This is a genomic window from Xanthobacter sp. ZOL 2024 (assembly GCF_052932325.1).
Map to the genome: position 1 here is coordinate 2,727,780 of NZ_CM128808.1, position 15,108 is coordinate 2,742,887.

A 15,108-nucleotide genomic window follows, 5' to 3' on the forward strand; every position below is an offset into this window, starting at 1 on the left:
TTGTGGGGATCACGCGGGCGTGATCGACGGGCGCCTCCAGGTGGCGTAGACCGCTACCAACGGTGGGTTTGGCCCATCGTCCTGTTGAACTGCGTGAAGGAGTGCCGCCATGTCCGCCACCAGCCATACCCCCATCCGCAAGGTTGCCGTGATCGGCGCCGGCACCATCGGCGCCAGCTGGGCGGCGCACTTCCTGGCCCATGGTCTCGACGTGGTGGTGAGCGATCCCGCCCCCGGCGCCAAGGAGCACACCCAGCAGCTCATCGACGGCGCCTGGCCGGTGCTGCAGTCGCTCGGCACGGTGAAGGGCGACCCCAAGGGGTGGCGGTTCGAGCCCGATCCGGCCAAGGCGGTCGAGGGGGTGGACTTCGTTCAGGAGAACGCCCCGGAGCGCTACGAGGTGAAGCAGAAGCTCCTCGGGGTCATCGGCGAGCTTCTGCCGCCCGAGGTGGTGATTGCGTCCTCCTCGTCGGGCCTCCTCGTCACCCGCTTCTCCCAGGGTTGCCGCTTCCCCGAACGCTGCGTGATCGGCCATCCGTTCAACCCGCCCCACCTCATTCCCCTGGTGGAAGTGGTGGGTGGCGAAAAGGCGAGCCGCGCCGCCATCGACACCGCCATGGCCTTCTATGCCGCCATCGGCAAGCGCCCCATCGAGATCCGCAAGGAGGTCACCGGCCACGTGGCGAACCGCCTGCAGGCGGCCCTGTGGCGGGAGGCGATCTACCTTGTGGAGCAAGGGGTTGCATCGGTCTCTGACATCGATGCCGCGGTCACCGAAGGGCCCGGCCTGCGCTGGGCGCTGATGGGCCCGCACATGACCTTCAACCTGGGCGGCGGCCAGGGCGGCCTTGCCCATTTCATGGAGCACCTGTTGCCGGCGGTGGAAAGCTGGTGGGCCGATCTCGGCACACCCGACATGACCGCCGAGCTGCAGCAGACGCTGGTGGACGGGGTCAAGGCGGAAGCCGATGGCCGCTCCATGACCGAGCTCGCCCAATGGCGCGATAAGCTGTTGACAGACATCATTACTTTGCGCGCCGCCAGCGCTGCGGCGCGTGCCGCCGCGGCCGCCGACCGGCGGTTGGACGAGGCGCTGGAAGAGACCTTCCCCGGCAGCGACGCCCCCTCCGTCACCCGCCAAACCCCGGCGGAAGACATCGAGGGTGATCCCGCCAAGCAGGCCTGAACGCCTTCAGCTTCAATGCCTTCGCGACCCGGCCCTGCGCCGGGTCGCGTGCTGTTCGGGCTCTGCCCGTTTGCGCCCGAGAGACTGAGGAGAAGTGCCGGTGCCGATCGCGGACCGTTGTCGGGCCACGCCTGAACCCCTGTTCCAGGTCCGCTGCGCCCGGCCCTGGCTGGTGGCTTGCTTCACCGCGCCGCAGCGCATGGTGTCCTGGTCCATCACCCGGCCGGGCTTCACCACGGCGGATCAGGTGGCCTGGCTGGAGGTGCGCAACCGCGACCTCACGGCTGATCTCGACGTGCCTGCCTGGTTCCGTGACCGCCTGCAATCTGAAGGGCTTGGGGCAGCCGTCGGCCTGCTCACCTCCCGCAACGTGGCGCACCATCATCTGGCGACCTGTCAGGCGGAAGGGATCACCGCCACCTGCCTCGTCACCCTCGGCCTCAATAATGGGGAACGGGTGGGCCACCGCTTCTCGCCCGAGGCGGCAAAGCGGCTCACCGCCGGCACCGTCAACATGCTGGCAGCCCTTGATATTTCCCTGACCGAGGCAGCGCTGCTGGAGGCCTCCTCCATCGTCGTGCAGGCTCGCACCCGGGCCATTCTGGAGGCGGATTTCCGCCGCGAGGGAGCCGATGAGGCGGTGTCTGGCACCGGCACCGACTGTGTGGTGATGAGCGCGCCGGCAGCGGGGGCGCCAGTGCCCTATGCGGGTCTTCACACCGCGGCGGGCGAGGCGCTCGGCGCGGCGGCGCTGGCGGCGACCCGTGAGGCCGCCGCCGTCTGGCTGGCCGATCCCGGCCGGCTGGTGTTCTAAGGCGTGAAGCTCAGGCGACGGTGATGTCGAGGGTGCCGACGCCGGCCACCTCGCCTTCGAGGCGGTCACCGCGCGCCACCGGGCCGACGCCGGCGGGGGTGCCGGCGAAGATGAGGTCGCCGGGGGCGAGGCGGAACAGGGTGGAGAGGGTGGCGATCATCTCCGGCACCTTCCAGATCATCTGGTTGAGGTCGCCGTCCTGCTTCACCGCGCCATTCACCTTGAGGAAGATGCGGCCGGTGGAGGGATGGCCGGTGACGCTGGCGGGCACCAGGGCCGAGCAGGGAGCGGCATTCTCGAACGCCTTGGCCACTTCCCACGGGCGGCCGAGCTTCTTGAGATCCGCCTGCAGGTCACGGCGCGTCAGGTCGAGGCCGACCGCATAGCCGAACACGTGGTCGAGAGCCTCGCTGACCGGAATGTCGGTGCCGCCGGACTTCAGCGCCACCACCATCTCGATCTCGTGGTGCACGTCCTTGGTGGCGGAGGGATAGGGCATGGTGGAGCCGGACGGCACCAGGGTGTCCGGGTTCTTCTGGAAGAAGAACGGCGGCTCCTTGTTGGGGTCGTGGCCCATCTCGATGGCGTGGTCGGCGAAATTGCGGCCAACGCAATAGATGCGGTGCACCGGGAACACAGCGGTGCTGCCGACCACCGGCAGGGTGGGGATGGCAAGCGGCGGAAACACATAGTCGACCATCGCGGACTCCGACACGCCGATGTGGACACCAGGCCTCGCGCCAGTCTCGGTCAGCCTGGGGCGGTCGCGGCTTCGCCAGGTCGGGGCGCAAGGTCCCGGCGCAGCCCGCCCGCATGACGGGCGGCGACCTCAACCGAAGCTATTAGGCCGTTGTGGCGGGCGAGGAAAGCCGGCAACGCCCACCACGGGTGGTTCCCTGGTCTGTCGCGGAACCCCTGCGCAGTCATGACAGTCGAACTATATTCACATATATATAACGTTGTTGTTTCCAGCCCGGGCGTGGGTCGCCGGTCGGGCGCTTACGCGATTTGCTTTTGGGGGATTGCCATGCGTTTCGGCATTTTCTGCACCTATGAGAATCCGCAGCAGGATTATGTCTCGGCTTTTGCAGAGCAGACCCAGCTGGTGCGGGCGGCGGAGAACCTGGGCTATGAAGAGGCCTGGGTGGCGGAGCACCATTTCAACCCCGGCGCGGCCAGCCCCTCCTGCCTCGCCCTTCTGGCCCATCTCGCCGGGCAGACCTCGCGCATCCGGCTCGGCTCGGCGGCGGTGCTGCTGCCGTTCCGCGATCCCATCACGGTGGCGGAAGACGTGGCGACGGTGGATATCCTCTCCCGTGGGCGGCTGAACCTCGGGGTTGCCAAGGGCGGGCCGTTTCCGGTCCAGAACAAGCACTTCCACGTGGCGAAGGAGGAGTCCCGCGCCCGCACCCTGGAGGCGCTGGAGGTGATCGAGCAGCTGCTCTACACGCCGTCGGTGCGCTTCAAGGGGGCGTTTTTCGATCTCGATGGCGTGGAGCTGGTGCCCAAGCCGGTGCAGGCGCCCATTCCCACCTTCCTTGCCACGGCCACGCCGGATGCCCTGCGCCATGCGGCGGCGCGGGGCTATGGCATCATGGCGGCGCCGCCCTTTCCGCTGGCGGGCGCGCGCGAGAGCCTGAACATGTATCGCGCGGCGGCGCCGGGCGTCGATCCGCGCTTCACCCTCATCCGCTTCTTCCACCTGGCGCCGACCCGCGAACAGGCAGTGGAGGAGGCCAAGGGTTTCCTGCGCCCGTTCGTCGAACGCATGCAGGCCACCACCCAGCAGGCGCAGCCCGATTGGACGCCCTGGTTCGCCCTCGATCGCATGGTGGCGGATTCCCTGGTGGGCACGGTGGACGAGGTACGGGCGCAGCTCGCCACCATTGCCGCCGATCTCGATCCGCGCATGGTGCTGCTGAAGCCGCTGTCCCCCGCCTTCAGCAAGCGGCTGGCCGATGTGGAGGCATTCGCCACCACCATCCGCCCACAACTGCCCGCGGCGGCCTGAGGGGCGCGCGGGAGGGCGCGCCCCCGGCTGCCGGCCTATGGAGCGGCGACGCCCGTGCCGATCGGGCAGCTGACGCCGGTGCCGCCCAGGCCGCAATAGCCGTTCGGATTCTTGGCGAGATATTGCTGGTGGTAATCCTCGGCGAAATAGAACGGGCCGAGGGGAAGGATCTCGCTGGTGATGGGGCCGAAACCCCGCGCCTTCAGGGCTGCGCCATAGGCCGCCTTGGCGGCCTCGGCCTCGATCTTCTGCGCATCGTCCGTCACATAGATGCCGGAGCGGTATTGGGTGCCCACATCATTGCCCTGGCGCATGCCCTGGGTCGGGTCGTGGGCCTCGAAGAACACCTTCAGCAGCGCGGCATAACTCACGGCCGCCGGGTCGTAGACCACCAGCACCGCTTCGGTATGGCCGGTGAGGCCGGAGCAGACCTCCTCATAGGTGGGATTGGGCGTGTGCCCCGCCACATAGCCGACGGCGGTCACCCAGACCCCGGGCACCTGCCACAGGCGCCGCTCCGCGCCCCAGAAGCAGCCGAGGGCGAACACCGCAGTCTTGAGCCCCTCCGGATAGGGGCCTTTCAGCGGGTGGCCCGAGACGAAATGGTTGGCGGCGGTGGGCAGTGGCGTGGACCGGCCGGGCAGGGCCTGGTCCGCAGTGGGCAGTTCGAGGGACTTTTTCAGAAAGAACATGGCGGCGCTCCTGCTGAGCGGTGTGCGATCAGGCCCGTGAGGACACCGACCGCACCGTCGCTGTGTTGTGTCGCAGATATGGGGATGGCGCGGGACCGCCGCGAGGGGTCAGCTCACCTCGAAGCGCGAATGCTCGCGGCTGCGCCCCAGGCCGAGCAGGGCGAGGCCCGCCACCACCAGCACCGCCGAGGCTGGCAGGGAGAGCAGCGGCATCACCAGCTTGCTCCATAACAGGGGGGAAGCGGCCTCCGTGACCGCTTCCGCATGCTCGATGTTGCCCGGCGCCAGCGCATACCAGGCATCGCCGGCGGAGGTGAAGAGCATGGCCGAGGCGGCGATGGAGCGTGTGCCATCGACGATCAGCGCGACGAAGCCGCCGGCCAGCAGCCAGAAGCCGGAGAAACGAAGCAGAAAACGGATCATTCGCACGACGGCCGCCACGTCAGTGAAGGAGCCAGGACAGGCGCGCGTCCCCCATTCCAGGGGAGATGCCCGCCCGCAACGATCTTGTCGCCTCCGCGCCGATTCGGGAACGCCCCAGCCGAAAGGCCGGCGCCGGAGGCCGGCGCGCGCATGATATTGCAGTGCATCTTAAGAGAGTGCCACTTGAAGGGAAGCGCAGCGTCTGCTTCCATCGTGCCATGAACACGCTCGTGATCGAAATCCGCAGAGCGAAGGTCGCCGACGCGCCCGTGATCGCGGCGGTGCACGACGCGGCGTGGCGGGCGGCCTATCGCGGCCTCATCCCCGGCCTCGAGCTGGAGCGGATGGTGGAGCGGCGTGGCCCGCAATGGTGGCAGACCGCCATTCGTCGGGGTAGCCGGATTTCCGTGCTGCTGGTGGGTGATGACCTGGCCGGCTATGTGAATTTCGGTGGCAACCGGGCCAAGGCGCTGCCCTATGGCGGGGAGATCTACGAGATCTACCTGCACCCCCAATATCAGGGGCTGGGCTTCGGCCAGCGCCTGTTTGCGGCGGCGCGGCGCGATCTGGCGCTGGCGCGGCTCGACGGGCTGGTGGTGTGGGCGTTGGCCGAAAACGAGAATGCGGTGGGCTTTTATAAAGCCCTGGGTGGTCAACCGGTCGCATCCTCAACCGAGAGGTTCGGCACAAAAACGCTGGACAAGATCGCATTCGCTTGGCAGCGGTAGCGCCCGCGCGGGGGCAGTCCTGCGCGATCCGAAGCTGGAAGCGAGAGTGACATGCGCATCGAAGCCATTCCGATCGGCAAGAACCCGCCCGAACAGGTCAACGTCATCATCGAGGTCCCCATCGGTGGCGAGCCCATCAAGTATGAGATGGACAAGGAGTCGGGCGCGCTGTTCGTCGACCGCTTCCTCTACACCTCCATGCGCTACCCGGGGAATTACGGCTTCATTCCGCACACCCTCTCCGGCGATGGCGATCCGGCCGACGTGCTGGTGTGCAACACCCGCGCCCTGGTGCCGGGCTCGGTCATCGCGGTGCGTCCGGTGGGCGTGCTGGTGATGGAAGACGAGAGCGGCCAGGACGAGAAGATTGTCGCGGTGCCGGTCTCCAAGCTCACCAAGCGCTACGACAAGGTCGAGGACTATTCCGACCTGCCGGAGATCACGCTCAAGCAGATCGAGCATTTCTTCGAGCACTACAAGGACCTGGAGCCCAACAAGTGGGTGAAGGTGCTGCGCTGGGGCGACAAGGCCGAGGCCCACAAACTCATCGTCGAGGCCATCGAGCGCGCCAAGGCCAAAGGCTGATCGCTCCAAGGGCTGATCGGCCGAGAGGCTGATGTTCCTCTGCGGCCAGCGCAGGTGCTGGCCGCAGAGCCCCTCCCGCCCTGCAGGGCGGGCGCATTGACTTCACACCCGAACCCACCCATGCGTGGCCTCCACCCTTAAGGAGGAACGCCATGTCAGGTTCGCAGATCCCGGTGTCGACGACCCCCGATCCTCGCGCTCCGGTCTGCGTCGTCACCGGCGGGGCCAGCGGCATCGGCGCGGCCTGCGCCCGTGAGCTCGCCCGCACCGGCGCGCGGGTCGCCATCGTCGATCGCTCGGCCGAGGCCGCCGCACAGGTGGCTCAGAGCCTGGGCGGCGCCCCCTTTGTGGCCGATGTGGGCGATGCCGCCAGCCTCGAGGCCTGCGCAGCGCAGATCGAGGCGGAATACGGCCCGGTCGAGGTGCTGGTGACAAGCGCCGGCGTGCTGCAGGTGCCGGCCCGCCCCCATGAACTGCCGCTGGAACAGTGGGACAACGTGGTTCGCATCGACCAGCGTGGCACCTATGTGTCCTGCCTCGCCTTCGGCCGCGCCATGCTGGCCCGGCGGCGTGGCGCCATCGTCAACATCGCCTCCATCACCGGACTGCGCTCGGTGCCGCTGCATGCCTATGGCCCGGCCAAGGCCGCGGTGATCGCCATGACCGAGTGCCTGGCCGCCGAATGGGGCCCTGCCGGGGTGCGGGTGAATGTGGTTTCGCCCGGCTATACCCTCACGCCGGCGCTGAAGCAGGCCATCGCCAAGGGCGAGCGTGACGTCTCCACCCTTGCCGCCAACGCCGCGCTTCAGCGGCTGGTGGAGCCCGAGGAGGTGGCGCGGGTGGTTGCTTTCCTCGCCTCCGATGCCGCCTCGGCCATGACCGGAGTGAACGTGCCGGTGGACTGCGGCTGGCTGGTGGCCACCCCTTGGAACACCTATGGCGGGCTGCGCGCGCCTTAGCCGGCTCTCGACGCGGCGGGGCCGCTGCTAGCCGAAAGTCCATTGGCCATGGGCGCGGATCCGGTTTAAGGAATGAAATTCGCAGCAAAATAGCTATTGTCGAAAGCTAATGATTGATCGTGCGGGTCCCGGCAGCCGCTGGAGCGCGCTGCGGTGGCGCGGGGCCGGCAGCGGGCTCGGGGCACCCGGGTCAGGGGAGTTATCGCTTGATGTCGTCGAAGCTCGGCCGTCGCCGCAATGCCTTGCCGCTCACCGTATCCCGGCCCGCCCTCCTGGTGGACGGCTCCGATCTCGTGTTCCGCGATGTGCTGCACGACATGCTGGCCTTCGCCGCGGTGATCGAGCAGGTGCGCGACCGGCTGGGCGCGCTCATCGGCCTGTCCGGCACCCAATACACGATCCTCACCGCCATCGCCCATCTGCGCGCGCTCACCCCTGATCTCGGCGTTAACCAGGTGGCGGAGCACCTGCATCTGTCCGGGGCGTTCATCACCCTGGAGGTCAACAAGCTGGTCAGCGCCGGCCTGGTGACCAAGGCGGTCAATCCCGAGGACCGCCGGCGGGTGGTGCTGGCGGTGACGCCGGAGGCCGAGCGCCGCCTGACGGAGCTGGTGCGGGTCCAGGTGCCGGCCAACGACGCCCTGTTCGAGGGGTTGTCGGCCCAGGAGTTCAAGGCCCTGCGCTCCATCATCGCCAAGCTCGCCGGTCCCGGTGACCGGGCGGTGCGTCTCATCGACTATCTGGCGCCCTCGGGGCAGCTCGACGACGTGCCGCCGGACGTTCGGGCGCCGCTGTAAGCCTGCGCGATCAGGCCGCGGCGAACGGCGGTCCGGCAGGATCGATCTCAGCTGCGGGCGTTATCGTTTGCCCGGCGGAGGGCCAGCCGAAGACCGCGCGCCGCAGGGCCGCGCGGGTGGCCAGGTGGTTGAACCGCCAGATCCGCGCCTCGTCGCGCGCCAATCCATGGATGAAGACGCCGACGCAGATGAACAGGTTGGTGGCGTCCGACTGGCCAATGGTGCCATCCCGCACGCAGTCGGCGACCGCCTGCGCGACGGCGCGCTGGGCGGGGCCGAACACTTGCGCGGCCTGGCGGGCGTCGCGGATGGCCAGCTTGTTGAACAGCACGGTCCGCGGTGCCGCGAGTGAGGCGGGGGCGGGGATGGCCAGCACCGCCGTAAAGCCGTCGTCCGGGCTGGTCAGGGCGCGCACGAACGCCTGTTCGGCGCTGGAGCCGCGGGCCCCGGCGAGCACCTGGACATGCGCCACCTCCGCGCCATCGCCCACCTGGGCGGCGCCCACCAGAAGCCGACCCGGCTGCTGCGGCACGATCTTGGCCATGGCATTCCTCTGCGCTGCGGGGGAACCCGACAAACGGCGGCAACCGGACACGCCATGCGCCGCGTCGGTCGCGTTGGACGCATCAAGCGAAAACGGTGCCAGCGCCCTCAGCGCATGAGGATGGGGATGTTGCCCGTGGCGGCCGCGCCCCGCCCGTCGCGCACGGTGACGAACACCCGGTAGGCGCCGGGGGGCAGCGGACCCACCCGCACGCTGCTCGCCGAAGGCTCGTGGATGGCCTGCGGAAAGCTCGGGGGAATGGGCTCGGGATCGCCGCCGATGCTGGGGGCGGTGCTTTCCGCCATCACCTGCCATTCCACCTTGAGGGGATCACCATCGGGATCGGTGGCGGCCAAACGCACCAAGGCGTGTCCGCCCGGCGGCACTTCGGCCGGACCGTCGAGGCGCAGCGAGCGGATGCGGGGGGCATGGTTGGGGCCGCCGGGCGGCGTGCCGTCCCACAGCTCGGCCATCACCTCCACCGTTTCCGTCCATTCCCCGGTGGGAAGCAGCAGGGAATACCAGGTGGGGGTCACCTCCTGCTTCTGGCCCCACAGGAAGGCGATGGTGCCGATGTCCGCCTGCTTGGCGGCGGTGAGGTAGCGGCGCATGCGATCGGCCTTGACGCTGGAGGTCAGCTCCGGTCGCGCGCCCCAGGGCGTCTTGATCGCTTCCCAATGGCCAAGGCTGCCCATCTCGGTCAGCAGCACCGGCCCGCTCCAGCCCTGGGCCCGGGCGCGGGTGGCCGAGGTGAGCAGGCCATCGCCATAGCCATTGATGCCGAGCACGTCGATGGAGGGCGCCAGGCGCTTGATCTGCGCGGCCTTGTCGGTGCCCACCTCCGCCACCACCGCCATGGTGGGGTGGCTGGGGTCGAGGGTCTTCACCAGTTGCGCCGCCTGCTCGATGGCCGGCCAGACCAGCTCCGTTTCCTCCGGTGGCAGTTCCACCTCCACCTCGTTGCCGATGCCCCACATGAGCAGGGCCGGGTGGTTGCGGTAGCGTTCCACCATGTGACGCAGGGCGTCCAGCTGCGTCTCCACGGCGGCGCGGTTGCGATAATCGAAGCCGAGGCGCGGATGGCCCATCCAGAAGCCGACGATGACCTTGAGCCCGGCGCGCTGGGCGGCATCCAGCACGGCGCCGGGCTCCTGGCCATAGGTCCGCACCACATTGGCCCCCAGGGCCTTCAGCTCGGGAAGACGGGTTTCGCCGCTGGCGCCCCGGGCCACGAAGGGCTGGCCATCCACCAGCAGGCTGGTGCCGCGCACGCTGACCTGGGCGGCGGCAGCCGCGGTGACGAGGGCCGGCCCGCCGGCGCACAGCGCGAGAGCGAGCAGGGGAAGGGGAAGGACAGCGCGCACCAATGCAGGACTCCAGACAGATCGATCGGGGTTCGATCGCCATCGGGCCGCGGGCGGCACCGACTCGCTCGTTGCAGTAGCCGCGGAATCTTGCGAGAGGAGGGCGGCGACATCAACCGATCCGCCCGCATGGCCCCCGGCCTGCGCTTGCGTCCCGCGCGGGATGCGCGATCCGCACAGGCGCGGTATCGGGACGTATCAAGGGGATGTGCCACACGGGCTCGCTCCAAGGGCTCAACTGGAGGCCTGCTGCCGACATGTTCGTGCTTGCCCATCTTTCCGACCCCCACCTGGGCCCCATTCCCGAGGCGCGCGTCTCCGAGCTGCTCGGCAAGCGTTTCTTTGGAATGATGAACTGGATCGGTGCGCGCCGCCGCAATTTCGGGGCATCCACCCTGGGGCCGCTGCTCACGGATCTGATGGCGCAGGCGCCGGACCATATCTGTGTCACCGGCGATCTGGTGAACCTCTCCCTGCCGGAGGAATTCGATACCGGCGCCACCTTCCTGACCTCCCTCGGGGAGCCTGACCGCGTCAGCGTGGTGCCCGGCAATCACGACGCCTATGTGCGCTCCGCCATGCATTACCATCTGGAGCATTGGGCCCCCTTCCTTTCGGGTGACGACACCCATCCGCACACGCCGGTGGATGTGGATGCCTTTCCCTATGTGCGCCGGCGCGGGCCGGTGGCCGTGGTCGGCGTCTCCACCGCCATTCCCACCGCCATTTTCCTGGCCAGCGGCGAAGCGGGGCGGGGACAGCTCGCGCGGCTGCGGACGCTGCTGCTGCAGTTGAAGGAGGAGGGGCTGTTCCGGGCGGTGATGATCCACCATCCGCCGGTGGGCACCCGCCCCTTCCATCGCGATCTGCGGGACGCGGCAGCGGTGCGGGCGGTGCTCGCTGAGGCCGGTGCGGAATTGGTGATGCACGGGCACGACCACCGCACTGAGTTCGGAGTCATTCCCACGCCGGCCGGTGGCGTGGTGCCCGTGGTTGGCGTGCCCTCGGCATCCGCCGGGCCGGACGATGACCGTGGGGCCGGTGCCTATGCCCTGTACCGGATTTCCGGGGAGCCCGGAGCATGGCGCTGCGAGATGGAAAGGCGGGGCTATGCCGCTGGCGATGCAACGGTGCGGGCCCGCGAGGTGCAGCTTCTGGCGCCGTTTGGTTCGGCCGCCTGACCGCTCAGAAATGTGGTGTTTTGATGCTGTTTCCCTGTCGTCATCGGGGGGGCAGGATTACCGAACTTTAAGTTGAGGGGCGGGGCGTCTCCGCGCATGGTGCGGCCATCCTTTAAGGAGGACCGTTGATGAAGAAGACCGTTCTTGCCGCCGTCGCGGCTGCCCTTGTCGCTGGTTCCGTGGCCAGCTATGCGGCGCCGCCCGTGGGGGCCGGCCCGCAGGGGCCGCGGCCCACCGCCGAGCAGCGGGAAGTCCTGTCCGATGCGCGCATCGCCGCCGTGAAGGGCGGGCTGAAGCTCACCCCCGACCAGGAAAAGCTGTGGCCGGCCTTCGAGGCCGCGCTGCGCGATGTGGCCAAGCAGCGCTCCGCCCTCATGGAGCAGCGCCGTGCCGAGCGCCAGGCCGCCCGCGCCGCCGCTAAGCAGGGCGAGAAGCCGCCGATGGTCGATCCGGTGGCGCGGCTGCGCGCCGGGGCCACGCGGATGACCACCACTGCGGGTGAGATGACCAAGGTGGCCGACGCCCTCGACCCGCTCTACAAGGCGCTGACCCCGGAGCAGCAGAAGACCTTCCAGGTGCTCGCGCGCGACAATCTGCGGGCGTTCTTCGGCGGTCCCGCCCGGCCGCCGCGCCCGGAAGCGCCGCGTCGCGGCTGATCTGACGACGGGCGGCGTCGCGTCGCTGCCCCGTTCCGGCCGGAGGGGAACTCCGGCCGGTCTTCCTCTGCGCAAACGCTCCCAGACATTCCTGCAAAGCAGCGCCTGATGCGCGCGGATCCATGACGAGATTTCATGGATCACGTGATCAATATTGATTTTTCTGATGGCGCGTCGGCGGATTAACATGCCCGCGAAGCGGCCGGTGCGCCTTGGGCGTGCGTCTTGGGTGCCGCAGAGCGAGTGTTTCATGTCGATCCCTTCTGAGACGATGCGCCCGCCGGCGGCTCCTGGGCGCCATCTCCCTGCTGTGCTGATCATCATTGCCGGCTGCGTGATCGCCATGATCACCTTCGGGCCGCGTTCGGTGTTCGGCCTGTTCCTGGTGCCCATGTCGAGTGACCTCGGCTGGGGTCGCGACGTCTTCGGCCTCGCGGTTGCGTTGCAGAACCTCTTATGGGGACTGGGTTCGCCCTTCGCCGGGGCGGTGGCCGATCGCTTCGGCACGGTGCGGGTCCTGTGCGCGGGCGCCTTGCTCTACGCGGCGGGCCTGATTCTCATGGCCTACGCCACCACACCGGCGATGCTGCAGATCAGTGCCGGTGTCCTGGTGGGCTTCGGCCTGTCGGCGGCCTCGTTCAATCTCGTGCTGGCGGCGTTCGGCAAGCTATTGCCCGATCGACTGAAGGGGCTGGGCTTCGGCGCGGCCACCGCGGCCGGGTCGTTCGGGCAATTCCTGTTTCCGCCGCTCACCACCGGGCTGATCGACAGCGTGGGGTGGCAGGAAACGCTGATCGTGTTCGGCTTTGCCATGCTGGTGGTGATGCCGTTCTCGATCGCCCTCGCCACCCGTGGCATGCGCGCGGGAGCACCAGGTGCGGCGGCGGCGCCAGCCCTGCCGCAGCAGAGCGTGGCGGGCGCCCTGTCGGAGGCTTTCCGTCACCGCAGCTATGTGCTGCTGGTGCTGGGCTTCTTCACCTGCGGCTTCCAGCTGGCCTTCATCACCGTGCACATGCCGGCCTTTCTGGTGGATCGCGGCATCGGCCTGTCGGTCGGGGCGGCGACCCTGGCGCTCATCGGCCTGTTCAACATCATCGGCTCCATCGCCGCCGGCTACCTGACCGCGCGGGTCTCCCGCAAGTATCTGCTGGCCTGGATCTATGCCGGTCGCGGGGTGGCCATCGCCGTGTTCATCATGCTGCCGGTCACGCCCTTGAGCTGCTACGTGTTCGGCGCCGCCATGGGGCTGCTGTGGCTCTCCACCGTGCCGCCCACGTCGAGCCTGGTGATGCTGATGTTCGGCACGCGCTACATGGCCATGCTCTACGGCTTCGCCTTCTTCTCCCACCAGGTGGGCGGCTTCCTCGGCGTCTATCTGGGCGGCGAGCTCTATGAGGCCGTCGGCTCCTATGACCTCATCTGGTGGTTGTCGGTCGCCCTGTCGTTCGCCTCGGCGGCCATCAACCTGCCGATCCGCGAAGAGCCGGTGCACCGGCCGGTGGTGAGCGTGGCGTAAACGGGCCCTTAACAGACCCTGAACAGGGGGTTAATTTGTTGCGGCCGCAGGGTCACACTGCGTGGAAAAATGGCGTCATTGCTGCATTTTCCGCCATTCCCGGGGGGTGCTGCGCTTGACAGTCGGGGGGTGCGTCTGTGCATCTTCGAGCTTGATCAACAGGCAGTTGTGAAGCAGCCATGCGCAGGACTTTTCTCGCGGCCATCGGTGTCGCCACCGTGCTCTCCGGAGCGACGAGCGCCGCCCGTGCCGGTGAGCAGCTTTCGGCGGAACAGGCGCGGGCCTTCGTGATCGGGCGCTCGTTCTCCTTCTCCTGCTTCGAAGGCTCGAAGGGCTCGGGCCGGGTCTATGCCGACGGTTCGGTGGCGGGCATCATCTCCCTGCGGGAAAACCCCGCCCGCTTCGTGCGGCTGCCGCCCAACACCCTGCGGGTGCGCGGCGATGCCGTCTGCGGCTTCGTCAAGGGCATGACGTTCGAGCCCTGCTTCGATGTGGTGAAGACCGGGCCGGGCTCGTTCCGTGGCTCTTTGGCCGGCGTGCAGACCATGTGGTGCGATTTCGACCGGGTCGGTGGCGAACGGCCCCAGGTGGCCTCGCGGCGCCGCAGCCGCAGCCACGTCGCCGAAGAGGCTTCGGCCCAGTAAGGCGCGCGGCGCGCTCTCGCTGTTCTGATCAGTCCGCAGCGTCGGGGCGGGTTGGGCGCAGCTTCAGGCCGCTGGCGGGTGGTCGTGCTGCCCTTCGATCCACGCCTTGCGCCGCGACAGTTCCCGGCCTACGTGCTCCATGAAGGAGCGGACGCGGGCGGTGGCCTTGATATCCGGATGGGTCAGCAGCCACAGGCCGGATTCCATTTCCGGTTCGGGGCCCATCACGCGCACCAGCCCGGGCGTGCTGGCGCCGATGAAGCAGGGCAGCACCGTCAGCCCGATCCCCGCCACCGCCGCCTCGGCCAGCCCCAGCACCGAGTTGAGCCGATAGACCTGCCGGTCGTCGCCCACCCGCTCGCGCAGCCACTTGGCCGGCTTGATGGAGCCGAGGGTGTCGGAAAAGCCGATCCAGTCGTGCCTGCGCAGGTCGCCCGGCTCCAATCGCCCCGCGCCAATCACATCCGGCCGGCCATAGACGCCCCAGGCAATGCCGGCGATCCGCCGGCCCACCAGGATGTCGCCGGGGCGATCGCTGGCGCGGATGGCCACGTCCGCATCGCGCTTCGACAGGCTCAGCGGCTGGTTGGAGACCACCACATCCAGGCGGATCTCGGGGAAGGCCGCGCGGAAGCTGGCGAAGACCGGCGTCAGCATGTGCACCAGCATGGAATCGTTGGTGGTCACCCGCAGGTCGCCGGAGGGGCGCAGGTCGCGGCCGGTGATGCGCCGTTCCACGGCCGCCACCTCCTCGCCCATGCGCTCCGCCAGCCGGACCATCTCCTCGCCGGTGGTGGTGGGCACATAACCGGAGCGGGCCCGCTCGAACAGGCGGCTGCCGATCAGCTCTTCAAGGGCTCCGAGCCGGCGGAACACGGTGGAGTGGTTGACGGTCAGGAGGTCGGCGGCCCCGGCCAGGGACCCCGTTTGGGCGATGGCCCGGACCAGGCGGAAGTCATCCCACGCGATCATGTTCCTATGCGTCCGCGCAAATGAGAGTGGCCTGCG

The 15,108-nt window shown here is 68.6% G+C and carries 17 protein-coding genes; 11 read left to right on the forward strand and 6 right to left on the reverse strand.

Features of this window, described 5'->3' with window-relative positions; genetic code table 11:
• Positions 1-109: 109 nt before the first annotated feature.
• Positions 110-1,186, forward strand: a complete 1,077-nt coding sequence (locus ACU4E7_RS12550) for a 3-hydroxyacyl-CoA dehydrogenase NAD-binding domain-containing protein (RefSeq protein WP_447019050.1) — start codon at positions 110-112, stop codon at positions 1,184-1,186.
• A 100-nt stretch (positions 1,187-1,286) separates the two neighbouring features.
• On the forward strand, positions 1,287-2,000 hold the full coding sequence (locus ACU4E7_RS12555; protein ID WP_447019051.1) for an adenosylcobinamide amidohydrolase: 714 nt from the start codon (positions 1,287-1,289) through the stop codon (positions 1,998-2,000).
• 10 nt (positions 2,001-2,010) lie between these two features.
• Here ACU4E7_RS12555 and ACU4E7_RS12560 read toward each other — a convergent pair whose 3' ends face one another.
• A complete protein-coding gene (locus ACU4E7_RS12560) occupies positions 2,011-2,700 on the reverse strand; it encodes a fumarylacetoacetate hydrolase family protein (RefSeq protein WP_447019052.1) in 690 nt (229 codons plus the stop codon).
• 327 nt (positions 2,701-3,027) lie between these two features.
• Between ACU4E7_RS12560 and ACU4E7_RS12565 the strand changes: the two genes are divergently transcribed.
• Positions 3,028-4,011: an LLM class flavin-dependent oxidoreductase gene (locus ACU4E7_RS12565; protein WP_447019053.1), complete on the forward strand. Its 984-nt coding sequence runs from the start codon at positions 3,028-3,030 to the stop codon at positions 4,009-4,011.
• A 35-nt stretch (positions 4,012-4,046) separates the two neighbouring features.
• On the opposite strand, the gene msrA is transcribed toward ACU4E7_RS12565, so the two are convergent.
• Both msrA and ACU4E7_RS12575 read right to left on the reverse strand, forming a co-directional pair.
• Entirely contained in the window at positions 4,047-4,703 is a 657-nt protein-coding gene (gene msrA / locus ACU4E7_RS12570) for a peptide-methionine (S)-S-oxide reductase MsrA (protein ID WP_238120087.1), read from the reverse strand.
• Between the two features lie 108 nt (positions 4,704-4,811).
• On the reverse strand, positions 4,812-5,126 hold the full coding sequence (locus ACU4E7_RS12575; protein WP_238120089.1) for a hypothetical protein: 315 nt from the start codon (positions 5,124-5,126) through the stop codon (positions 4,812-4,814).
• Positions 5,127-5,344: 218 nt separating this feature from the next.
• On the opposite strand from ACU4E7_RS12575, the gene ACU4E7_RS12580 reads away from it, so the two are divergent.
• The 4 genes from ACU4E7_RS12580 (at position 5,345) to ACU4E7_RS12595 (ending at position 8,195) form a co-directional block, all read left to right on the forward strand.
• On the forward strand, positions 5,345-5,854 hold the full coding sequence (locus tag ACU4E7_RS12580; RefSeq protein ID WP_238120098.1) for a GNAT family N-acetyltransferase: 510 nt from the start codon (positions 5,345-5,347) through the stop codon (positions 5,852-5,854).
• A 51-nt stretch (positions 5,855-5,905) separates the two neighbouring features.
• Positions 5,906-6,439 carry an inorganic diphosphatase gene (gene ppa, locus ACU4E7_RS12585; RefSeq protein ID WP_238120100.1) on the forward strand — a complete coding sequence of 178 codons (534 nt, stop codon included), beginning with the start codon at positions 5,906-5,908 and terminating at the stop codon, positions 6,437-6,439.
• A 152-nt stretch (positions 6,440-6,591) separates the two neighbouring features.
• Positions 6,592-7,398 carry an SDR family NAD(P)-dependent oxidoreductase gene (locus ACU4E7_RS12590; RefSeq protein WP_447019054.1) on the forward strand — a complete coding sequence of 269 codons (807 nt, stop codon included), beginning with the start codon at positions 6,592-6,594 and terminating at the stop codon, positions 7,396-7,398.
• A 209-nt stretch (positions 7,399-7,607) separates the two neighbouring features.
• On the forward strand, positions 7,608-8,195 hold the full coding sequence (locus ACU4E7_RS12595) for a MarR family winged helix-turn-helix transcriptional regulator (RefSeq protein WP_447019055.1): 588 nt from the start codon (positions 7,608-7,610) through the stop codon (positions 8,193-8,195).
• 10 nt (positions 8,196-8,205) lie between these two features.
• Here ACU4E7_RS12595 and fae read toward each other — a convergent pair whose 3' ends face one another.
• A complete protein-coding gene (fae, locus tag ACU4E7_RS12600; RefSeq protein WP_447019056.1) occupies positions 8,206-8,739 on the reverse strand; it encodes a formaldehyde-activating enzyme in 534 nt (177 codons plus the stop codon).
• 107 nt (positions 8,740-8,846) lie between these two features.
• Positions 8,847-10,103, reverse strand: a complete 1,257-nt coding sequence (locus ACU4E7_RS12605; RefSeq protein ID WP_447019057.1) for a glycoside hydrolase family 2 TIM barrel-domain containing protein — start codon at positions 10,101-10,103, stop codon at positions 8,847-8,849.
• Positions 10,104-10,360: 257 nt separating this feature from the next.
• On the opposite strand from ACU4E7_RS12605, the gene ACU4E7_RS12610 reads away from it, so the two are divergent.
• The 4 genes from ACU4E7_RS12610 (at position 10,361) to ACU4E7_RS12625 (ending at position 14,100) form a co-directional block, all read left to right on the forward strand.
• Positions 10,361-11,284, forward strand: a complete 924-nt coding sequence (locus ACU4E7_RS12610; RefSeq protein WP_238120112.1) for a metallophosphoesterase family protein — start codon at positions 10,361-10,363, stop codon at positions 11,282-11,284.
• Between the two features lie 128 nt (positions 11,285-11,412).
• On the forward strand, positions 11,413-11,940 hold the full coding sequence (locus tag ACU4E7_RS12615; RefSeq protein ID WP_447019058.1) for a Spy/CpxP family protein refolding chaperone: 528 nt from the start codon (positions 11,413-11,415) through the stop codon (positions 11,938-11,940).
• Between the two features lie 250 nt (positions 11,941-12,190).
• A complete protein-coding gene (locus tag ACU4E7_RS12620) occupies positions 12,191-13,456 on the forward strand; it encodes an MFS transporter (RefSeq protein WP_443265907.1) in 1,266 nt (421 codons plus the stop codon).
• Between the two features lie 179 nt (positions 13,457-13,635).
• On the forward strand, positions 13,636-14,100 hold the full coding sequence (locus ACU4E7_RS12625) for a hypothetical protein (RefSeq protein ID WP_238120114.1): 465 nt from the start codon (positions 13,636-13,638) through the stop codon (positions 14,098-14,100).
• Positions 14,101-14,163: 63 nt separating this feature from the next.
• On the opposite strand, the gene ACU4E7_RS12630 is transcribed toward ACU4E7_RS12625, so the two are convergent.
• On the reverse strand, positions 14,164-15,072 hold the full coding sequence (locus ACU4E7_RS12630) for a LysR family transcriptional regulator (RefSeq protein WP_238120115.1): 909 nt from the start codon (positions 15,070-15,072) through the stop codon (positions 14,164-14,166).
• Between the last annotated feature and the right edge of the window lie 36 nt (positions 15,073-15,108).